19 protein-coding genes are annotated in these 20,835 nt (G+C 74.1%); 7 read left to right on the forward strand and 12 right to left on the reverse strand.

Features of this window, described 5'->3' with window-relative positions; genetic code table 11:
- Positions 1-297: 297 nt before the first annotated feature.
- Entirely contained in the window at positions 298-1,089 is a 792-nt protein-coding gene (locus tag MNY62_RS22420) for an inositol monophosphatase family protein (RefSeq protein ID WP_242346564.1), read from the forward strand.
- Here MNY62_RS22420 and MNY62_RS22425 read toward each other — a convergent pair.
- The 6 genes from MNY62_RS22425 to MNY62_RS22450 all read right to left on the reverse strand — a co-directional run bounded on the left by MNY62_RS22425 (position 1,067) and on the right by MNY62_RS22450 (position 8,262).
- Entirely contained in the window at positions 1,067-2,062 is a 996-nt protein-coding gene (locus MNY62_RS22425; protein WP_242346566.1) for a M23 family metallopeptidase, read from the reverse strand. The two genes, MNY62_RS22420 and MNY62_RS22425, sit on opposite strands and share 23 nt — an antisense overlap.
- Before the next feature lie 27 nt (positions 2,063-2,089).
- Positions 2,090-2,569 (reverse strand): caib/baif family protein, encoded by a 480-nt coding sequence (locus tag MNY62_RS22430; RefSeq protein WP_242346567.1) that lies wholly within the window; start codon positions 2,567-2,569, stop codon positions 2,090-2,092.
- A 250-nt stretch (positions 2,570-2,819) separates the two neighbouring features.
- Positions 2,820-4,358, reverse strand: coding sequence for an ATP-binding cassette domain-containing protein (locus tag MNY62_RS22435; RefSeq protein ID WP_242346568.1), 1,539 nt, complete (start codon positions 4,356-4,358; stop codon positions 2,820-2,822).
- A gap of 29 nt (positions 4,359-4,387) precedes the next feature.
- Positions 4,388-5,557, reverse strand: a complete 1,170-nt coding sequence (locus MNY62_RS22440) for a hypothetical protein (protein WP_242346569.1) — start codon at positions 5,555-5,557, stop codon at positions 4,388-4,390.
- 10 nt (positions 5,558-5,567) lie between these two features.
- On the reverse strand, positions 5,568-6,947 hold the full coding sequence (locus MNY62_RS22445) for a multiheme c-type cytochrome (RefSeq protein ID WP_242346570.1): 1,380 nt from the start codon (positions 6,945-6,947) through the stop codon (positions 5,568-5,570).
- 154 nt (positions 6,948-7,101) lie between these two features.
- Positions 7,102-8,262: a cache domain-containing protein gene (locus MNY62_RS22450; RefSeq protein WP_242346571.1), complete on the reverse strand. Its 1,161-nt coding sequence runs from the start codon at positions 8,260-8,262 to the stop codon at positions 7,102-7,104.
- A 178-nt stretch (positions 8,263-8,440) separates the two neighbouring features.
- Here MNY62_RS22450 and MNY62_RS22455 point away from each other — a divergent pair, with 178 nt between their 5' ends.
- Complete coding sequence (locus MNY62_RS22455) at positions 8,441-9,331, forward strand: RluA family pseudouridine synthase (RefSeq protein WP_242346572.1); 891 nt, start codon at positions 8,441-8,443, stop codon at positions 9,329-9,331.
- A gap of 3 nt (positions 9,332-9,334) precedes the next feature.
- Here the strand turns inward: MNY62_RS22455 and MNY62_RS22460 are convergent, their stop codons facing one another.
- From MNY62_RS22460 to MNY62_RS22470, 3 genes are all read right to left on the reverse strand, one after another.
- Positions 9,335-11,101: a dipeptidase gene (locus tag MNY62_RS22460; protein ID WP_242346573.1), complete on the reverse strand. Its 1,767-nt coding sequence runs from the start codon at positions 11,099-11,101 to the stop codon at positions 9,335-9,337.
- A gap of 60 nt (positions 11,102-11,161) precedes the next feature.
- Complete coding sequence (locus MNY62_RS22465; protein ID WP_242346574.1) at positions 11,162-11,659, reverse strand: Hsp20/alpha crystallin family protein; 498 nt, start codon at positions 11,657-11,659, stop codon at positions 11,162-11,164.
- A 349-nt stretch (positions 11,660-12,008) separates the two neighbouring features.
- The gene (locus MNY62_RS22470; RefSeq protein ID WP_242346575.1) at positions 12,009-12,554 is read right to left on the reverse strand and encodes a carboxymuconolactone decarboxylase family protein; all 546 of its coding nucleotides are present in this window, start codon (positions 12,552-12,554) and stop codon (positions 12,009-12,011) included.
- A 211-nt stretch (positions 12,555-12,765) separates the two neighbouring features.
- Between MNY62_RS22470 and MNY62_RS22475 the strand changes: the two genes are divergently transcribed.
- Positions 12,766-13,644 carry a sigma-70 family RNA polymerase sigma factor gene (locus MNY62_RS22475; protein WP_242346576.1) on the forward strand — a complete coding sequence of 293 codons (879 nt, stop codon included), beginning with the start codon at positions 12,766-12,768 and terminating at the stop codon, positions 13,642-13,644.
- Between the two features lie 201 nt (positions 13,645-13,845).
- Positions 13,846-15,870, forward strand: coding sequence for an ATP-dependent helicase (locus tag MNY62_RS22480; protein ID WP_242346577.1), 2,025 nt, complete (start codon positions 13,846-13,848; stop codon positions 15,868-15,870).
- 357 nt (positions 15,871-16,227) lie between these two features.
- Here MNY62_RS22480 and MNY62_RS22490 read toward each other — a convergent pair whose 3' ends face one another.
- Positions 16,228-16,581, reverse strand: a complete 354-nt coding sequence (locus MNY62_RS22490; RefSeq protein WP_242346579.1) for a YciI family protein — start codon at positions 16,579-16,581, stop codon at positions 16,228-16,230.
- A 241-nt stretch (positions 16,582-16,822) separates the two neighbouring features.
- Positions 16,823-17,686, reverse strand: coding sequence for a M28 family peptidase (locus MNY62_RS22495; protein ID WP_242346580.1), 864 nt, complete (start codon positions 17,684-17,686; stop codon positions 16,823-16,825).
- Positions 17,687-18,013: 327 nt separating this feature from the next.
- On the opposite strand from MNY62_RS22495, the gene rplM reads away from it, so the two are divergent.
- Both rplM and rpsI read left to right on the forward strand, forming a co-directional pair.
- Positions 18,014-18,463, forward strand: a complete 450-nt coding sequence (rplM, locus tag MNY62_RS22500) for a 50S ribosomal protein L13 (RefSeq protein WP_242346581.1) — start codon at positions 18,014-18,016, stop codon at positions 18,461-18,463.
- Positions 18,464-18,475: 12 nt separating this feature from the next.
- Complete coding sequence (gene rpsI / locus MNY62_RS22505) at positions 18,476-18,868, forward strand: 30S ribosomal protein S9 (protein ID WP_242346582.1); 393 nt, start codon at positions 18,476-18,478, stop codon at positions 18,866-18,868.
- Between the two features lie 111 nt (positions 18,869-18,979).
- Here rpsI and MNY62_RS22510 read toward each other — a convergent pair whose 3' ends face one another.
- Positions 18,980-20,242, reverse strand: coding sequence for a phospholipase D-like domain-containing protein (locus MNY62_RS22510; protein ID WP_242346583.1), 1,263 nt, complete (start codon positions 20,240-20,242; stop codon positions 18,980-18,982).
- 80 nt (positions 20,243-20,322) lie between these two features.
- Here MNY62_RS22510 and MNY62_RS22515 point away from each other — a divergent pair.
- Positions 20,323-20,835, forward strand: a 513-nt coding sequence (locus MNY62_RS22515; protein WP_242346584.1) for a lysylphosphatidylglycerol synthase domain-containing protein, incomplete at its 3' end; no start/stop codon positions are given.

Consider the following 20,835-nt stretch of genomic DNA (forward strand, 5'->3'; position numbering starts at 1 on the left):
GGCGTCTGCGCGCGCGCCGCGGAGGACGCCGCCACTGCGGCGACGAGGACGACTGCGATACGGCGTGCGGTCATGAGGTCCACCCGGGGATCGAAGTTCGCGCGAGGTTAATGCACCGCCCGTCGCTTGTGAACGAAAGGTGAATGCGATCGCCGTCGCGTGATCGCGGGATGAGGCGAGGTGGGAGGCGCGGCGCGGCGCGGTGCGCCCACGCCGGCTGCGGGCGGGCGCCGATGTGGCTATGCTCTCGCGAGCGGACCGCGGGACTCGCCGCGGCGCTCGGACGAGGGGGTGCAGGTGACGGAGCTGGCGGAGCTCAGGGACGTGTGCGCCGAGGCGGCGCGCCGGGGCGGGGCGGTCCTGCGCGAGAAGTGGGGCGGAGAGCGCACCATCGAGCTGAAGGGCGGGATCGACCTCGTCACCGACGCGGATCGGGCGGCCGAGGCCGCGCTCCTCGGGTTCCTGCGGAGCCGCCTCCCCGGCGCGGCGATCCTCGCGGAGGAGTCGGGCGTGTCGGGGGGGAGCGCCGGCGAGCTCCGCTTCTTCGTGGATCCGCTCGACGGCACGACGAACTACGCGCACGGCGTGCCGCACTTCGCGGTGAACGTCGCGGTCGCCGACGCGCGCGGCCTCGCGGCGGCCGCGACCTACGATCCGCTCCGGGACGAGCTCTTCACGGCCGCGCGCGGCGAGGGGGCGTTCCTCGGCGACGTGCGCCTGCGGCACTCCGGGCGCGCCGAGCTCCTCGGCTCTCTCCTCGTGACCGGCTTCCCGTACGACATCCACCAGCACCACGACTACCCGCTGCGGCTCTTCGGTGCGTTCCTGCGCCGGGCCCGCGCGGTGCGCCGCTTCGGCTCGGCCGCGCTCGACCTCGCCTACGTGGCGGCCGGCCGCTTCGACGGGTTCTGGGAGCAGCGGCTCAAGCCCTGGGACGTGGCCGCCGGGATCCTCCTCGCGCAGGAGGCCGGCGCGCTCGTCACGGACATGGCGGGCGGCGAGCGCATGCTCGAGACGGGCGACATCGTCGCCGCGCCCCCGTCGCTGCACGCGCCCATGCTCGAGGTCATCGGCTCGGTGGAGCGCTGAGCGGCGTCGCCGCGTCGCCGGCCGCGGGCGGCCCCTCGAGCGCGGGAGTGCCGGGGGCGCCCCCCGCCGCGCCGGCCGTCACCGCCGGCGCGCCCGGTGCCGCGGAGGGCAGGCGCGGCGCGCGCGGCGGCGCCTTCCCCGAGGCGGGATCGATCCCGAGCAGCGACTCCGGATCGACGAACAGCCCGCCCACCCGCACGCTCCAGTGAAGGTGCGGGCCGCTCGCGCGCCCCGTCGCGCCGAGCCGCCCGATCCGCGCGCCGCGCCGGACCGCCTGGCCCGGGCGGACGTCGATGCGGGAGAGGTGGAAGTAGGCCGTGAAGACGCCGGCGCCGTGCGAGAGCACCACCGTCCGTCCGGAGAGGTAGGCCTCCCGCACCAGGACCACGACGCCGTCGTTCGCCGCCCGGATCGGCGCGCCGACCGGGCCGGTCACGTCGGCTCCGTAGTGGACGCTCTGCTTCACGCCGTCGAACACGCGCTGATCGCCGAACCGGCCGGACAGGCGCGCCTGGCGCGGCCACGCGAAGGCGCGCCGGAAGCGCGGCGGCTCCGCCGGCCTCGCGTAGGCGGCGTTGAAAGCGGCGCGGTCCGCCGCGATGCGCGAGGTGACGTCGGGCGGCGGCTCGACGAAGCGCGCCGGAACGCCGGAGATCTCCCGTGAGGGCCAGCCGGGCTCGACGATGGCGAGCGCGGCCTCCGTCCGTGCGCCGTCCGCCTCGAGCTCCGCCCGCAGCTCGCCGACCGCGGTCTCGGTCGGCAGCGGCGCGAACGCGCGCCACTCGCGGCCGGCACGGAAGAACGCCAGCGGGCGGCCGGCGAGCTCGCCGCGCGGCGCGGAGGTCGCGCCGGCGACCCGCACGAGCACCGCGTCGCCCGGCCGGGCGGCCGCGGGCGCGATCGAGGCGGTGAGGCGCGGAGCGGCGGAGAGGAGGAGCGAGGCGATCGCGACGAGCGGGGCGGGGAGCGGCATGGCGGTGGGCGCGGCGCTGCGGGCGATCTACCTCGCGAGCCCGAGCTCCTCCTGCAGCGACTTCACGATGCGGAAGTACTCCGTGCGCGAGTACTTCACGTTGAGGATGTGGAAGTCCTTCTTCGCGAGGCCGACGCACCCGAAGCAGTAGGTGCACTCGGAGCAGGCGCGGGAGAGGACGAGGTAGCTCGACTGCGTGCAGTTCTCGCTCTCCACGCAGTACGCGCAGTCGTGGCAGCCCTCGCACCCGACGCAGTGGGTGAGGTGGCTCGACGACCGGCAGCCGCGCGAGTGCGTGCAGCGGTAGCACTCCACGCAGTCCACGCAGAACATGCAGCTCGTGCAGCGCTGGCAGCCCTCGCAGTGGATGGAGCCCGGGTTGGAGGCGTCGCCGGCGTACTCGCGGAGGAGCCGCTGGAGCTCCGCCTCGAACTCCCGCCGCGACATGACCGGCGGCGCGGGCGGGCGCAGGTCCTGGAACGTCCCGGCTGCCGTGTCGATGAACATCGGGCCCTTGACCTCGCGGACGGGCGCGGACGCGCGCGAGGCGGGCGGTCGCGGGACGCCCCGCGGTGCCGTCGGTGCGACGACTCCGCCGAGAGGCCGCGCGGGCGGCGTGGCGGAGGGGGAGAGGGACGGCGGGCGCGGGGCAGCGCTCGGTACCTCGCCCGGCTCCGGGGCGGCGGGATCGGGGCGGCGCGGATCGTCGGCCATCGCGAGCATCCTGCCCCGGATCCCCGCCGAAGGGAATTGAGCGCTACGGGCGCTCGATCCAGCGGACGATCCGCCCGTCCTCGAGCACGCCCACGCGGCGAACGCCGCGGGGGAGCTCGTCCGCGTGGTGGGAGACGGCGAGCAGCGCCGCGCCGGCCGCGCAGGACTCGTCCAGGACCGCGAGGACCCAGGCGCGCGCGACGGCGTCGAGGCCGGCGAGCGGCTCGTCGAGGAGGAGCGCCTGCGGGCGCGGGGCGAGGGCGCGCGCGAGGAGGAGCTTCCGGAGCTCGCCGTAGGAGAGCGTGAGCAGGTGCCGGCGCGCGAGGGAGGCGATCCCGAGCCGCGCGAGCACGGCCGCAGCCGCGGTCCGCTCGGCGTCGGTGGGTGGGGCCGCGAGGCCGATCGTGCCGGCGAAGCCCGACAGCACCACCTCCTCGCCGGTCGCGTCGAAGCGATGGCGGGCCTGGAGCTCCGGGGACACGACGCCGACGCGCCCGCGCAGCTCGGGCGCGCTCGCGCGCGTGCCGAGATCGAGCCGCGCGACGGTGCCGCGCGCGGGCTGCTCCTCGCCGGCGAGCAGTCGGAGGAGGGTGGACTTGCCGGCGCCGTTCGGGCCGACGAGCGCGAGCTGCTCTCCGGGCGCGATGGAGAAGGTGAGATCGCGGAGCACGGCGCGGCCCTCGACGAGGACCGTGACGCCGGAGAGGGAGAAGAGGGGAGGGGGCCGGCTCGGGATCGTCTCTCGACCTCGCGCCTCGGCGGGCGCCGAGGGGCTACGCTCGGGATGAGCGGCCGCTCGGCTCATCGAGGTCGGGGTCGGGGTCGGGGTCGAGGTCGGGGTCGGGGTCGACGTCGGGGTCGACGTCGTGCGGAGGAGCTCCGCCCGGCTCTCCTCCCTCACGATCCTCCCGTCCTCCATCACCACCACCCGCTCCATCTCCGGGACGATCTCCTCCGGCCGGTGCGTCGCCATCACCACGGCCGTCCCGCGCCGGAGCACCTCCGAGACGTGCGCGAGGAAGCCCTCCCTCGCGCCAGCGTCGAGGCCGTCGCACGCCTCGTCGAGCACGAGCAGCTCGGGCTCGGGCGCGAGGGCGCGGGCGAGGAGGACGCGACGCGCCTCGCCGCGCGAGAGGTCCAGGATCGAGCGGCCGAGGAGCGGCGCGATCCCGAGCAGCGCCGCGACCTCGCGCACCCGCGAGCTCTGCGCCGGCGTGGCGCGCTCGGCGGGATACGGCGCGTCCGAGAAGCCCGAGCGGATGACCGCCTCCACCGGCAGGTCCCAGTCGTGCCGGACGTAGGCGTCCTGCGCCTCGGGGGCGACGAGCGTGAAGCGCTCCCGGGCGCCGATGGGGCTCTCGCTCGCTCCGTCCGGGCCGTGGAAGAGCCGGCGCCCGGCGCTCGCGGGGTGCGGCCACACCTCGCCGCGGAGCAGGCGGAGGAGCGTCGACTTGCCGGAGCCGCTCGGACCGACGACGCCGAGCCCTTCGCCGCGCCGGAGCGCGAGCGAGACGGCGGAGAGGAGCCTCGCGCCGGACAGGCGGACGTCGACGCGATCGAGGGTGACGAGGGGCGAGGACACGCCCCCCATTCATAGCGCGCGGCCTCGGGTCAGAACGCCGCGATCGTCCCGAGGCTGCCCGTCCAGGCGTCCGCGTCGAAGTCGCGGTCCACCTCCGCGGTGAGCCGGACGTTGCGGCGGAAGAGCCACTGCAGCGCCAGCGCGGCGGACTCCGCGTCGGCCGCGTCGTCGTCCGAGCGGACGAGGTTGTAGAGCGCCACGACCGCCCAGCGTCCGTCCGGGCCGGTGGGGAGCGCCAGCGCCTCCACGAAGCCGCCGCGCGTGACGAGGTCCTCGTTCGCGGGGCCGAAGCGCGGGTTGGAGTCGCGCCGCTCGAGGTACACGGCCGACAGGTGGAGCTTCTCGGCGAACGAGACGCCCGCTTGCGGGCCCCAGTAGACGATCGTGTCGTTCACGCCGTCGCGCCGCTGCCTGCCCCAGAAGCCGAACGCGCCGATCCGCACGGGGCCCACGTCGCCGGCGACGTGGAGCGCCACGTTCTTGAACGAGTCCGTGTCGAACCGCCCTCCCTCCGCGCCCTCGATCCCGTTCCCGTTCGTCACCGACGCGAGCGCGGCCACCGGCCCGACGTCGGTGGTGAGGGCGACGCCGCGGTCATAGGTGAGGTCCACCACCGACTGACCGACCCGCGTGGCGAGGATCTGGTAGTCGAGCCGCTCGAGCCTGAGCTCGCGCTTGGCGATCGGATCCGAGATCTGGAACTGGCCGGCGAGGACGTTCACCGGTAGTCCAAAGACGTCCGAGAGCTGGATGTACGCGTCCTCGATCTTGCCGGGCTCGCCCTGCTCGAGGATGTAGTAGGCGAAGAAGCCGACCTTGTCGGCGATCTTGCCTCCCGCGAGGAGCTTGAAGACCCAGGGGGTCTGGAAGTCGAGCTCTGGCGACCGATCGCTCACCGTGCCGAACGCGTCGAAGCGGAGCGAGAGCGGGAACTCGCGGGGAAGCTCGAGCAGCGGGTCGCCCACGTCGATGCTCGCGCGGGCGGGCTCGGCGCCCGGGTCGAGCGCGAACCCGCGGCCCCCGAACTCCTGCCCGAAGGGCTTCAGCCGCGGGAACGGCGCGTGGCAGGTCGTGCACGAGAAGCGGTAGCGCCGCGCGAACGCGGGGATCGCCTCGGCGGGAACCGGGATGGCGAGCGCGGCGACGATCGCCATGACGAGCACGGCGACGGGCGGGAGCGGCTTGGCGCGACGGATCACGGCGGGCACCTCAGGGCAGGACGGTGAGGGTGGTCGTGTGGCTCGAGACCAGGACCGGCGCGTACTCCTCCGCCGGCACCTTCAGGTGCTCCGCGACCGACGAGACGAGCCGCGAGTACCAGACCGTCGCCGTCACCGTGACGGTGCCCGCGGGCAGGTCGCGCGGCGACCAGGTGAAGGTCTCCGTCACCGCCTGGAGCGGCGCGATCCGGTAGTCGGTGCCGAGCGAGGCGGTGTTCCACTGGGCGATCGTCATCCGGCCCTGCTCGTCGAAGTACGGCATCCGGAAGATCCGGTCGCCCGCGGGGACGGGGCCGTCGCGCGGCAGCCCCCGGAACCCGGGGATGCCCTGGATGTCGCCGAGGTCCTGGTAGGCGAGCGCCTTCGGGTCCGCGATCGTGTACTCCTCGCCCGCGAAGCCCTTCCGGTCGACGCGCAGCGGCCACACCTTCCCCGACGCGTCCTTCGCCTCGACGTGCAGCCAGAGCACCCGCTCCTCGGCGGAGCCGGTGGGGATCTTGTGCCCGGCCTTGGCGTTCACCACCACGGCGGTGACGCGGATGGGATCGCCCGGCTCGACCTCGCGCGCCTCGGGGTGGACGCGCACCTCGGCGACGCCCGCGAGCTTGCCGGCGTCGTGGGCGCCGTGGAACAGGTGCTGGCGGACGTCGGGGTGCGTTTCGCCCATGCGCGCGCTGCGCCCCGGCGCCCGCGGCATGTGACAGTCCTGGCAGACGATGCCGGCGCGGCCGTGCGGGCCCTCCCTCCACTCGAGCTGGGTGGACTTCACCCAGACGCCCCACGGGGACTTCTCGTTGTGGCACGTGCCGCAGAACTCGGCGGTGCGGAGGAACGGGTTCTCGCGCGTCTCGTGGTACGGGCTCTTCAGGTCCCTGCGCGTGCCCTGCTTCGTCTTGCCGGGCTCGGAGATCCAGTTGTAGTTCACCGACGGATCCCCGCCGCGGTCGACGATGGTGTGGCAGAGGTCGCACGAGACGCCCTCGTTCGCGCGCGTCCCGGCGGCCACTCGCTTCGGCGGGATGTCGCCGGCGAGGAACGTGACGGGCGCGTGGCAGCCGTTGCAGCCCGCCTTCACGCCCTTCACCTTCTCGATCTTCTCGGCGTGCGGCAGGGCGAGCTCGAAGTACTCGATCTCGTCCCATCGGTGCGTGAACGCCTGCGACATCATCGCCTGCTCGTACTCGCGGGCGATGTCCACGTGGCAGCCGGCGCACGCCTGGGGCTTCTCGTAGTCGGAGTACCTGCGGGTGCCGAGCGCGGCGTCGCCGGCCTTGCCTGCGGTCTCCCGCCGCTCCGCGGCGAGCACGGCGGGGGCCAGCGCGAGGGCGAGGGCCGCGGCCGCGCTCGCCGCGCGACGGAGGGTGCACATGGCCGCTCCTTCCCGGGCGCGCTCCCACTCCCGACGCGCGCCGCCGGACCGCCGCGATGTTAGGCACCCGTGGTGAGGTCAGGGCCCTGTCGGGCGGGGCGCGACGCGATGACGCGCCGCACGCGCGGTACGCGACGGGACGTAACCGGAGGGTTCAGCGCTCGGGCGTCCGCGGGCGCGCCTGCCCCTCGCCTGGGCCCGGCGGTCCGAGCCGCTCGAACAGCGCCTCGAGCCGCCCGAGCTCGTCCGCGCTGCGGAGCCGCGAGGCTCCCGCGGGGAGGCCGGCCCCGCGCGCCTCGAGGCTGCGCCTCAGCCGCCCCAGCCGGCGGAAGACGAGCAGGTGGACGAGCGCGAAGACGGCGGCGCCGCCGGCGAGCGCGACGCCGAGGAAGGCGCCGCCGAGGCGGGCCATGCCCGCCTCGAGCGCCGCGTGCTGTGGAGTGAAGTCGTGGAGCACGACGAGGCCTCCGACCTTCCGCCCGGCCGCGTCCCGCACCGGCAAGATCCCGCGCAGGAGCGCCCGGCCCCCGCGCTCGACGTGGCCGAGCACGACCCCGTCCTCCGGCAGCGTCTCGACGTCGCCCGGGTAGTCGAGGATCCCGTCCGTGAAGGCCGTGGAGTCGACCGCGACCACGTCCGCCCGATCGTTCCAGGTGTTCTGGCGCGGGCCGAGGACGGCCGACCAGGCGCGCTCATCGAGGAACTTCTTCTTCACGAGCAGGCCGAAGTCGTCGCCGGTGCGCGCCTTCATGTCGCGCAGGAAGCGTTCGAAGTCCTGGCCGAGCTCGACGTAGCCGATCGTCTTGCCGCCCACGATCCAGGGGCGCACCGCACGGAGCGCGAACGCGGTCTTGCCGAGCTCCTTGCCGGCGCCGAGCTCGTGCGTCTCCTCGGCGCGGCGCAGCGTGGCGCGCTCGACCGGGTCGCCGAACAGCTCGGGGAGGTGCACCCGGAGGAACACCGTCCGCGGCTCCCCCGGGAGGTGGAAGTAGAAGTGCGTGATCCCGTCGCGCTCGCGCATCACCTCGAAGATCGGCGCGGCGGCGGCGAGCAGGCGCCGGCGGTCGCGCGCGGCGAAGGCGTCGCGCAGCTCGGGGTTCGCGAGCAGCGCGTCCAGGGTCGCCGCGAGCTTGTCCAGCTCGGCGTGCTCCTCGGACGCGAACCCCTCCGCGGCGTGGCGGAGCGAGACGGCGGCGGCGGCCTCGACGTTGCGCTCGATCGTCGCGTTCGTGACCCGCGCGCCCGCGGCGGCGACCGCCACGGCGACGACGGTGAGGGCGAGGGCGAGCTTCACCTCGACGGGCAGGCTTCGCATCCGGTCTCCGGTCGCGCCCCCGAGCGACGCCGACCCATACCACGCCCGCGGGACACGGGCCCGCGCCGGGCTGCGGCACGAGAGCGCACCGGGGCCGCTGGGCCACCGCCGGGTTGGAGCGCCCTTTCCCGGCGCGGAGAGGTGCGCACGCGCGCGTCGCGCGTGGCAGGATCCCGGGGTGACGCAGGAGATCCTGGACGTGCCGCGCGAGGCGGCCGGAGAGCGGCTCGATCGCTACCTCGCCCGGGCGCTGGCGCTCCCGGTGGAGCGGGCGCGGGCGCTCATCGAGGGGCGGCGCGTGCGGATCCGGGGCAAGGCCTGCGCGATCCAGCGACGGCTGTTCGGCGGAGAGCGAATCGAGCTGGATCGGCCGCCGCCAGCCGCCGGACGCGCGGTGGGGCCCTCGCTCGCGGTGCTGTACGACGACGAGGACTGCCTCGTGGTCGCGAAGCCGGCGGGACTCCCGGTCGAGCCGGCCGGCCCGAGCTCGCCCTCGGCGGTCGGCGCGGCGAGCCGCCTCGGACGATTCGACGTGGACGGGCGGGCGGTGCCGGGGTTGCCGCACCGGCTCGACGCCGACACGAGCGGCGCGCTCCTCCTCGCGCGCCACGATCGCGCGCTCGCGGCGCTCCGCGCCGCGTTCGAGGCGGACGCCGTCGAGAAGGAGTACCTCGTCCTCGTTCTGGGGACGCCGCCGGAGCGCGGCGCGCTCGACACGCCCTACGGGCGCAGCCCCGCCGATCCGCGCCGCTTCACGACCCGCGTCGCGTCGGCCCGGCGCGCGCGCCTGTCTTTCACGGTCGAGCGGCGCTTGGCCGGCGGCGCACTGCTGCGCGTCGTGCTCGACACAGGCCGCACCCACCAGATCCGCGTTCAGCTCGCGGAGGCCGGGTTCCCGGTGCTGGGGGACGCGGTGTACGGCGTCCCCTCGGAGGCGATCGCGCGCCAGGCGCTCCACGCCGAGCGCCTCGCGTTCCCGCGGCCGCGCGATGGGGCGCGGGTGGACGTGCGCGCGCCGGTCCCCGAGGACCTGGCGCGCGCGATCGAGGCGCTCGCGCGGAGCGGGTAGCGGTCAGGGGCGGGGGGTCGAGGTCGGGTTCGGCGTCGAGGTCGGGGTCGGGGTCGCGGTCGAGGTCGGGGTCGAGGTCGGGGTCGGGGTCGGGGTCGGCGTCGAGGTCGAGGTCACCCTGGCCGTCGCGCTCTCGTCCTTCTCTCCCGGGAACCTCACCACCTTGATCGTGTCGCCCCGGTCCTGCGCGATCCGACGCCGCCAGCTCTCGGGGTAGTCGGGGTGCGTCACCTTCCCGTGCTCGTCGCGGACGTTGCCGTCGAGGTACTTCACGATGAGCGCCTCGCCGAGCTTGCGCCAGCGCGCGGTGGTGCGGTCGCCCTGCTCGACCGAGTACTGGGTGAGGTAGTCGCGCGCGAGGCCGGGCGAGGTCGCGTGGAGCGCGAGCGCGGCCTTCTCGACCTCCGCCTGTCGCGAGAGGAACCCGCTCTCGAGCTCTCCCTGCACCTTCTGGACGTCCTGGATCATGTCGCTGTAGCGCGAGTACGCCCAGTTCGAGACGAAGTTGAACACCCAGAACGCCGAGTCCCAGCTGAACTCCTGGAAGTTGCCGGTGCCCACCGCGAACGACTTCGGGACCGAGCGGTTGCCGCAGTACTGCGGGACGTAGACGGTCGAGTAGGTGTCGTCGAGGCCGAACCAGAGCACGCCGCCGATCGGGCCGGGGAGCCAGTCGCGCGACTGCGCGACGAACGAGAAGCCGGTCTGCTGCGTGGAGATGGCGCGCTCGTGCAGGTACTCCGCGCCGTCCACCTTCCAGTTCATCGGGCGCCAGCGGTACGGCAGCGCGAAGGGACCCGCGCCGACGCCCTGGGAGAGGTCGAGCGGCGTGCCCTCGAAGTGGTCTCGCATGAGCTGCATCGCGCCGCGGACGGAGACCTTCGCGTCCGTCTTCACCCAGAGCGGCAGGCGCGGCGCGCTCGCGCCGCCCATCACGTAGTCGGCCGAGAGGTTCAGCGAGGGGGCCACCCGGCGGAACACGCTCCACACGCGCGCCTCGCAGGCGCGCAGGGCGCCCGCGGTGAGGGGCGCGTAGGTGTCGGAGAAGCTGAAGTCCTCGTCCTTGCCGCTGAACCAGCCCTTCTCGCGGGCGAACGCGACGACGTCCTTCGCGAAGAGCGTGTTCTTGTCGTTGCGCGGGAACTGGCGGATGCGCGCGTGGTTCGCGTGGGCGCAGACGTGGCCGTCGGGCACGCGGCGGGCGACCCACACCGCGCCCTTCCGCCCGGGCCCCTTGCCGATCATCTCGAGGATCCAGACCTCCTTCGGATCCGAGATCGAGAAGGACTCGCCCTCGCTGCGGTAGCCGTACTCCGCGACGAGCCCGGTCATGACGTCGATCGCCTCGCGCGCGCTGCGGGCGCGCTCGAGCGCGATGTACATGAGGCTGCCGTAGTCGACCCCGCCCTTCGGGTCGACGAGCTCCTCGCGGCCGCCGAAGGTGGTCTCGCCGATCGCGACCTGGTGCTCGTTCATGTTGCCGACGACGTTGTAGGTGACCTCCGCCTGCCGGATCTTGCCGAGGTAGTCGCCCGTGTCCCACTCGTACACGTCGCGCATCGCTCCCGGCGGATGCGTCGCGGCGGGCGTGTGGTACAGCTCGCCGTAGAGCTCGTGCGAGTCGGCGGCGTAGGTGATCATCGTCGAGCCGTCGGCGGTGGCGCCGCGGGCGACGAGGATGTTCGTGCAGGCCCGCGCCGGGGGGGCGGCGAGCGCGAGCGCCGCCGAGAGGGCGGCCATCGGGACGGTGAGCTGGGCTCGACGGATCATGGGCGCGCAGCATACCGGACTTGACCGGTCGCAAGCGCGCCCACGTCGTGGCGCATCACGTCACGTCACCGCGATCTTGCGGGTCCGCGACTTCGCCTCCGGGCTCTTCGGCGCGCGGATCTCGAGGACGCCGTTCGTGAAGGTGGCGGTCACCTTCTCGATCTCGACCTCGGCCGGCAGCGTGATCGTCCGGGTGAACGCACCCGACGACCGCTCGAGCCGGTGGTAGTCCTTGCGCTCGACCTTCTCCTCCTTCTCCTTCCTGCCCGCGACGGTGAGGAGCTCGCCCGCGATCGTCACGTCGATCTCCTCCCGCGTGAGGCCCGGGAGCTCCGCCTTCACCACGAGCTCATCGCCCTCCTCGTACACGTCCATGGGCGGGACCTCGAGCAGCCCGAGCTCGTGCGGCATCCGGAACGCCGGCAGGAGCGGGGCCCAGGTCCGCTCGATCATGTTCTCGAACCGCTCCATCCAGTCCGGCAGCGCGAGCGCCGGGCGAGCCGGTACGATCGACGCCTCCCGCTCGCGCGCGTGCTCCTTCCTCTCGACCCTTGCCATGATCCACCTCCTCCCGCGCCGGACGCGGCGGAGGCGTGTCGCTTCGCTTCTCGAGCGGCGCGCCCGCTCGCGCTCGCGCGCGGCGGTCGCCGTCCGCCCGACTCCGAGCGGACGCTCGGGCGGGCGAGGCTGCGGCCCGAGGAGATCGTCGCGCGGACCGGGGCGCCGGGGAAGGGGACCGTGGGGTCGCCGCCGTCGGGCGCGGGCAGCGCGCGCACTGCCGCCGGGGGGACCCTTGGGGCCGCCGCCGCGCTGACGGGCGCGCGCCGCCCGTGCGGGCGGCGCAGCCCCGGCCCCCCCCAGCGGGACCCTGCGCCGTGCGCCCGGCGCGCTCGTGTCATGCGGCCGTTCAGCCGCGCGCCGCAGGGGAGGGCGACGCCGCGGCGCCCTCGCCCTCGCCCGCCCGCGACGCCGGCGGCGGCGTCGCGGGGACCGCGCACACCATCCCCTCGCTGAACCCGGCCGCGCCGACGCCGAGCGCGAGGTTGAAGCGCCCGCGCAGGTTCTCGAGGGCGATCACGAACGTGAGCTCCACCAACTGCGCGTCGGCGAAGCGCCGCCGCAGCTCGGCGAACAGCGCGTCCGTGACCTCGACGGGGGTGCGGCTCATCGCGACCGCGTAGTCGAGCACGAGCTTCTCGTCGTCGGTGTACAGCGCGCTCTGCCGGTACGTGGGCAGCGCGAGCAGCTGCGCGTCGCTCAGACCCGCGCGGCGCGCGATCTGCGAGCCGAGGTCGATGCAGTACTCGCAGTGCGTGAGTGTCGCGGCCTTCAGCTCCGCGAGGATCTTCAGCCGCTCGGGGACGCCCCGCAGCCGCGCCGCCGCCTGCTCGAGGCCGCCGTAGCCGCGCATCAGGCCGGGGACGAGCGCGAACAGCTCCAGCGGCTCGATCATCCGCTCGGGGGCTCGGCCCGCCAGCCTTGCGAGCTGGCGGCGGGTGAAGTGGTAGGCCAGCTTTAGGAAGGGCCCTGCTTCGCGGCCAGGGACTCCTGAGATGCGCGCCATGGAACGCTCCGGGTTCGAGAGAAAAACGGTGCGCGGCCGTCACGTCGGCCCGGGCCCGTTCGACATCGCGTTGACGAGCCAGGCGAGAGGAACGTGACCGATGAGCGAAGGCGAGACCCTGGGCGACCGCTTCGAGGCCCTCCGCGCGCACCTGCGCGCCGTCGCGTACCGGATGCTGGGCTCGCTCGCGGAGGCGGACGACGCCGTCCAGGAGGCGTGGCTTCGCCTCGAGCGCGCCGACGTGAACGGCATCGGCAACCTGGGCGGCTGGCTCACGACCGTCGTCGCCCGGGTCTGCCTCGACCTCCTGCGCGCGCGGCAGGCCCGGCGCGAGGAGCCGGCGGGCGTGCACCTGCCGGATCCCATCGTCACGGGGGAGGGCGGGGACCCGGAGGCCGAGGCGCTGCTCGCGGGCTCCGTCGGCCTCGCGCTGCTCGTGGTCCTCGACACGCTCGCTCCCGCGGAGCGGATCGCGTTCGTGCTGCACGACGTGTTCGGCGTGCCGTTCGAGGAGATCGGGCCCATGGTCGGGAGGTCCCCCGTGGCGGCGCGGCAGCTCGCGAGCCGCGCGCGCCGCCGCGTCCAGGGTGCGACGCCGGAGCCGGATCCCGACCCGGCGCGGCAACGGGCGGCGGTCGACGCGTTCCTCGTGGCGGCGCGGGCGGGGGATCTCGAGGCGCTGCTCGCGGTGCTCGATCCGAACGTCGTTCTCCGGGCCGACCGCGGCGCCGCACCGGGCGGCTCGAAGGTCGTCCGCGGCGCCCGCGAGGTCGCGGAGCAGTCGGTGCACTACGCACGGCGCGCGGCGTCCACGCGGCCGGCGCGCGTCAACGGCGCCGCGGGCCTCGTCGCGCTCGACGCGAAGGGGCGGCCGTACTCGGTGCTCGGCTTCACCGTCGCCGGCGGGAAGATCGTCGAGCTCGACGTGCTCGCGGATCCCGAGCGGCTGCGCGGCCTTGTGATCGACGACGCGGGCTGAGAGAGCGTCGATCGAGACTCGGGGCGCGCACATTCGGCAACAGGGCGGGCGCGCGCCGCGAACGTGGTCCTTCGCGCGTGCCGTGCGGGCCGGCGCGCCGCCCTCGCGTCCCCCGTGGGACGCTGCGCCACGCCGCCCGGCGCGCTCCGGAGAGTCAAGTCTTGTCGGGCGGGCGGGCGCGTGTCACAACGCGCGGCTCCGATGCTGGACCTCTCGACGCTCAACCCACCGCAGCGCGAGGCCGTCACCACCACCGAGGGGCCGCTCCTCGTCCTCGCCGGCGCCGGCTCCGGCAAGACCCGCGTCATCGCGCACCGCGTCGCCTACCTCCTGCAGCTGGGGGTCGATCCGGAGGAGATCCTCGCGGTCACCTTCACGAACAAGGCGGCGGGCGAGATGCGCGAGCGGGTCGCGGCGCTCGCGGGGCCGCCGGGCGTCGAGGTGTTCGTCTCGACGTTCCACTCGTTCGGGCTCTGGATCCTCCAGCAGGAGCACAAGGCGGCGGGCCTCCCGAAGCGCTTCGCCATCTGCGACGCCGGCGATCAGGCGGCCCTCGTGAAGCGCTGCATGCGCGAGGTGAAGGTGGACGACCGCGCGTTCGACGCGGGGCGCGTCCTCTCGCTCGTGTCGCGCGCGAAGAACGCCGGCAAGAAGCGCATCGCGGTGGGCGTCGAGGGGCAGGGGGACGACTACGACCTCGTCGCGAGCGAGGTCTACCCGCGCTACGAGCAGGCGCTCCGGGCGCAGCGCTCGGTCGACTTCGACGACCTCATCGCGAAGCCGGTCGAGCTCCTCGCGCGGAACGCCGAGGTCCGCGGCCGGCTGCAGCGGCGCTTCCGCTACCTGCTCGTGGACGAGTACCAGGACACGAACGTCGCGCAGCTCGACCTCCTGAAGCACCTCGCCGGCGAGCGCCGGAACGTGTGCGCGGTGGGCGACGACGACCAGGCGATCTACGGCTGGCGCGGCGCCGAGGTGCGGAACATCCTCCGCTTCGAGAAGCACTTCCCCGGCGCGAAGGAGATCCGCCTCGAGCAGAACTACCGCTCGACGGGGAGGATCCTCGACTGCGCGAACGCGGTCATCGCCCGGAACGCGGAGCGGAAGCCCAAGCGGCTGTTCACCGCCGCCGGCCCCGGCGAGCCGGTGCGGGTCCTCGCGCTCGGGCAGGAGGAGGACGAGGCGCGCTTCGTCGCCGAGGAGATCGCCCGCCTGCGCCAGGAGGGGCGGCCCTGGAGCGACTTCGCGATCCTGTTCCGCCTGAACGCGCAGTCGCGGCCGATCGAGGAGGCGCTGCGCGAGGCGTCGATGCCGTACCTCGTGCACGGCGGGCCGGCCTTCTTCGACCGGGCGGAGGTGCGCGACCTCCTCGCGTACCTCAAGGTCTGCGTGTCGCCCCAGGACGAGGTGTCGCTCGCGCGGATCGTGAACGTGCCGGCGCGCGGGATCGGCGACGCGTCGCTCGAGCGCGTCCACGCCTGGGCGGTCGAGCGGGGCGTGCACCTCTTCGACGCGCTCCGCCGCGCGGCCGAGATCCCCGACCTGCCGCGCGGCGCGCCGGAGCGCATGGCCGCGTTCGTCGCGCTCGTCGAGAAGTTCCGGGCGCGCTTCGAGGAGGGCAAGGTCGCCGAGGCGGCGCGCGCGCTCGTCGCGGAGGTGGACCTCTACGGCCACGCGCGCGCGAGCGTGCAGTCGTTCGAGGCGGCGCAGCGCAAGGTCGACGCGCTCGACGGGATCCTCCGCTCGCTCGAGGCGTACGAGCACCGCACCGCGCGCCCGTCGGTCGCGACCTGGCTCCAGCGGCTCGCGCTCGACTCGCGCTCCGAGGAGGACCCCGCCGCGGACGAGGGCATCACCCTCATGACGCTGCACGCGGCGAAGGGGCTCGAGTTCCCGGTCGTGTTCCTCGTGGGCGTCGAGGAGGACCTGCTCCCCTGCGCCGGGATCCAGGGCGAGGCGCGCGACCTCGACGAGGAGCGGCGGCTCGCCTACGTCGGCATCACGCGGGCGCGCGAGCGGCTCTACCTGACGCGGTCCGCGACGCGGACCAAGCGCGGCAAGCTCCTGCCGCGCACGCCGTCGCGCTTCCTCGACGACCTGCCCGCGGAGGCGCACGAGCGGGTGGATCCTGCGGCGCTGTCGTCCTCGCCGGAGCAGGTGGCGGCGCAGACGGAGAGCGTGATGGCCGCCCTGCGGGCACGCCTGGGCGGGGCGTCGAAGAGCTAGCCGCGAGTAGCCGCGAGGCGCAGGAGACCGTCCCTCAACTCCGCTCCGCCGCTGCGCGGCGGAGCTACGCTCGGGATGAGCGGGCCCGAGGCGCGCAACCGCAGCCTTCGGCGGCTCCGGCGCACCCTAGGGCCGCGGCCGCCGCGCGCGCAGCATGTCCAGACAGACGCGCGCGGCGACCGTGGTCAGCCAACCGTTCAGATTCTCGACGGCGCGCGTGTCGGCCCGGCTGAGCTCGAGCCACGCCTCTTGCACGCCTCGTCGGCCTCGCTGGCCGAGCCGAGCATTCGCTGCGCCACTGCCCGCAAACGAGCGTGGCTCTCGTCGAATCGCTCCGCCAGCCAGTCGCTCATCGGCTCACCAATATTTCTCGGTCGGCCGGATTTCCACCGCCCCACCCAGCCGCGCGGCCGGGATCCGGGTGGCGATCGCGACGGCCTCCTCCTCGCTCTCGGCCTCGAGCACGAAGAAGCCGGCGAGCCCTTCGGCGAGATGAGTCCCGCTCTTGATCTGCGGTTTGCCGTCGCGCACGTGCACCGTCCTGGCCGTGTCGGGCAGGCCCAGCGGCAGCCCCGGCGTCAGCCCAGGTGTGTCGTTGAGCGCCGCGTAGTCCGCGTAGATCTTCTTCTGCTCCGCCTCCGGCAGCGCCTTCCAGCGCTCCGACCCGGGCAGCGGCGTCGTCCCCTGGTAAATCAGCAGCATGAATTTCATTTCCAGCTCCTTTGGCGACATGACGAACGGCGAGGCAGGGATGTGACGGGCGCCGACGCCACGAGCACCGTCGCACCGGCTCCTCAGCCGCGGAGGCTCGCGCCGGCCATCGGTGCCGAGCACCGCACCGAGCCGCGCAACTGCGCGAGAAAAGAAAGAGGATCGGCCGGAGCCGATCCCCTCTGTGCTTTCCTACGGTCGTCGCAGCTACCGACGGTGCTCGAACTAAACCCCTAGTGTTTCAACGCCTCGCCACCGCCTGCACCACGCAGTGCACCCCCTCGACCACCTCCGCCATGCGCCGGTAGTCGAGCGTCTCCGGCGTGTCCTCCGGCGTGTGGTAGCGCGGGTTCCGGAAGAACGCGGTGTCCGTCACCATCACCGCCGGGTAGTCGAGATCCCAGAAGCTCCGGTGGTCGGCGAGGTCCACCCCGGGGGTGTCGCGCGAGGCGACGAGCGTCTCGACGGGGACCGACGACGCGTAGCGCATGGCCGCGGCGATCTCCGCCACCATGCCGGCGTGGCCGCTCCGGCCGACGATCGCGATGAAGTTGCCGGTCGTCGGGTACGCGCTCCGCTTCATCCCGACCGGGACCGACTGGCTCCCGGGCGCGTCGGAGAACGCGCCGATCATCTCGAGCGACAGCATGAGCCGCACGCGGACGTCCGCCGCCTTGAGCGATCGCGCGTGCACGACGCTCCCCATCGCCTCGGTCGCGAACCCGGGCGGCTCCTCGAGGGTGTAGGCGGCGAGCTCGACGCGGATGGGGGGCGGGCTCTGGGCGAGCATGCGCGCGATCTCGAGGAGGCCCGCCACCCCGCTCGCGTCGTCGTCCGCGCCCGGATCGTCTCCCGCCGCGTCGTAGTGCGCCCCCACGACGATCCGCTCCGGCGTGTCCGGGCCGAAGCGCGCGAGGACGTTCCGGTACGTCGACCGGAACGCGGGGTAGGACTGCTCCTCCACCTCGGCGCCCGCGGCCCGGAAGGCTTCGGCGAGGAACGCGCCCGCGCGGGCGAGGTTCCCCGGGTGCGCCGCGCTGCGGGGGTGGAAGCGGCTCGCGAGCGCCTCCACGTCCGCCCGCAGCCGGAGGGGGTCGGCGCGCACGGCGCGGCACGCCACCTCGGCCGCTGGTCGCGGCCGGGGGTGACTGCAGGCCGCGAGGAGCGCGGCGGAGCCGAGCACGAGGGGGATCGCGGCGCGCATCGGGGACGAGTTCACACCGCGCGGGGCGGCGGCGCAAGGGCGGCTCGCGGCACGACGGTCGGGGAAGGAGACGCCTCCTCTTGTGGGGGCGGCCCGGAGCCTGTAGATTGCGCCGGCCTCAGCAGGACGACGCCCGCGACCGCGCGGCGGCCGGGTTCGCCCTTGACAACGGGACGGCCCTCCTCTAAAAGGCGCGTTTCCAATTTCGGGATTTCCGCAGGTTTATCCATGGCCAAAGGCACCACCCACAGCGCGACGAAGGCCGAGGCCCTGAAGGGCCGGAAGTGGTGGCTCGTCGACGCGAACGACCAGACGGTCGGGCGCATCGCCACCCGCATCGCCTCGATCCTCAAGGGCAAGCACAAGCCGCTCTACACGCCCTCGATGGACACCGGCGACTTCGTGGTCGTCGTGAACGCGGGCAAGGCCCGGTTCACCGGCAAGAAGGAGACGGACAAGGTCTTCTTCACGCACACGATGTACCCGGGCGGCGAGAAGCTCACGCCGATGAACAAGCTGCGCCAGCGCCACCCCGAGGATATCCTCGAGAACGCCGTCCGCCGCATGCTTCCTCGCAGCGCGCTCGGCAGGCAGATGCTCACGAAGCTCAAGATCTACGCGGGCGACGAGCACCCGCACGCCGCGCAGAAGCCCGAGGCGCTCCCCCTCGCGCAGTAAGGAAAGACGAAGATGGCGACTCAGGCGAACATCTCGGTCGGCCGGCGCAAGGAGTCGGTGGCCCGCGTGCGGCTCGTGCCCGGAACCGGGAACATCACGATCAACGGCCGCGCGATCGACGCGTACTTCGGCCGCGAGACGTCCAAGATGATCCTCGTCGAGCCGATGAAGCTCGTGGATCAGATGGGCAAGCTCGACGTCCTCGTGACCGCGCGTGGCGGTGGCCTCTCCGGCCAGGCGGGCGCGATCCGGCACGGCATCAGCCGCGCGCTCTGCGACATCAACCCGGAGTACCGGCCCATCCTCAAGAAGGCCGGCTTCATGACGCGCGACGCCCGCGCGGTCGAGCGCAAGAAGTACGGCCGCCCCGGCGCCCGCAAGCGCTTCCAGTTCTCGAAGCGCTAGTCCGCTTCCGCTTCCCGAAGCCTCACCCGACGGCCGGCCCGCGACCCCGCGGCGCCGGCCGTCGTGTCGTCGGCGCTCGGTCCCCGGCGCTCGCGCCCCGCCCCGGGTGCGTCAGAGCCACGGCTCGGTGATCCCCGCGGCGCGCTCGCCGAGCTGCATCTTCAGGGGACGCCGGCGCCACGCCTCGAGGCGGATCTCGCTCGAGCGCTCGAGGTCGAGCGCGTAACGCTCGGCGATCCGCCGCGCGATCCCCGGCGCGTCGCACACCACCGAGGCCTCCCACAGGAACGAGAGGCTCTGCGAGTCCATGTTCGTGGACCCGATCACCGCCACGTCGTCCGCGACGAGCGTCTTCGCGTGCATCATCGACGCGCCGTACTCCCAGATGCGCACCCCGCCCCGCAGCAGGCGCGAGTACGTGCGCCGCTGGCCCGCGCGCACGAGCGGCTGATCGTGGTGCGGTCCGGGCGCGAGCACGCGCACGTCGACCCCGGCCTGCGCGCGCGCGATGAGGACGTTCTGGAGCGAGCGGTCCGGCACGAAGTAGGAGTTCGCGACGAGGAGCCGCCGCCGCGCGGAGGCGATGAGCGCGTAGTACATGCGGGCCGCGGTCGTGGTCCGGGCCCACTTCGGCGTGCTCGCCACCACCGCCGCGTGGACGTCCCCGCCGCGCTCCTGGCGCGGATAGGCGTCGCCCGGCAGCGGCTCGCCGCCGGCGGCCTGGAGGCTGTGGTCGAAGGCGCGCTGCAGGTCGGAGACGATCGGGCCGCGGACCCGGCACGCGGTGTCCCGCCACTCCCCCGGCCCGGCCCCGCCGCCGAGCCAGCTCTTCCAGATCCCGAACCCACCCACGTACGCCGTCCGCCCGTCGAACACGAAGATCCGCCGGTGCGAGAGGCGGAAGGGGTCGGGCCAGGGGCGGTGGATCCGGAGCTCCACGCCGCTCGCGAGGAGGCGCCGCTCGAGCTCGGGGTCGAAGCGCGGCTCGGCGAGCCGCTTCGAGCCGAACCAGTCGAGCACGATCCGGCAGGTGACGCCCCTGCGCCGCTCGAGGATCGCCTTGCCGATCCGCGCCGACGGCTCGCCCTTGCCCATCCACATGAACTCGCAGACGTGGATGTGCTCGCGCGCGTTCCTGATCTCCTCCTCGAGGGCGTCGAAGATGGCGCCGTCCTCGATGAGCTCGACGGCGTTGCCATCGCGCACCGGCACCCCCACCTCGCGCTCGAGGAGGACGTCCAGCGGGACCTCGTCGGCGAACCTCAGCATGCGCCGGGAGAGCTGGGCGCGGCGGAGCCGGCGGGTGAGGTGACCGCCGAACGCGGCCGCGACGGCGGCGGTCGCGAGCCCTGCCAGGATGGGACCCGGTCGCACGATCGAACGTTCTGCACCCCCTTCCACGCCGGCACGGCACCCGGGTGTGCCGGTGGCGCTCCGATGACGACCTTGCCGGCATGTCGCGCCGCTCCTTCCGCCCGGGACACGCCGTCGTCGTGTCCGCCGGGATCGCCGCCGGCGCGCTGCTCGTCTCGCTCGTGTTCTTCCGGCTCGAGTGGCGCGGAGGGCTCGCGCTCGTGCCGCGCTTCGACCTCGGCGCGTTCGCCCGCCGGCTCCCGGAGCACGCGCGCTGGCTGCCCGGCTTCCTCGCGCTCGCCGCCTCGCTGTTCGCGTGGCGGGCGCTCGTCTGGCGGCTCGTCGCGCCCCCGCCGCGCCCGCGGTACGTGGACGCCTACCACGCGACGGCCCTCGGCGCGCTCGTGCACAACACGGTGCCCGGCAAGCTCGGGCCGCTCGCGGCCGCGTTCGTGCTCTCGCGCAGCTCGCGCGAGCCGTTCGCGGCGGCGATCTCCTCGCAGCTCGTCGCGAAGCTCCTCGAGATGGGGGCGGTCGTGGCGCTCGGCGCGGCCGCCGCGGGGGCGCTCCCGCGGGTCGAGGGGCTCGGGAAGGTGGTGATCGCGGGCGCGGCG

Origin of the sequence: Anaeromyxobacter terrae (genome assembly GCF_022690685.1) — a bacterium.
Taxonomy (GTDB): domain Bacteria; phylum Myxococcota; class Myxococcia; order Myxococcales; family Anaeromyxobacteraceae; genus Anaeromyxobacter; species Anaeromyxobacter terrae.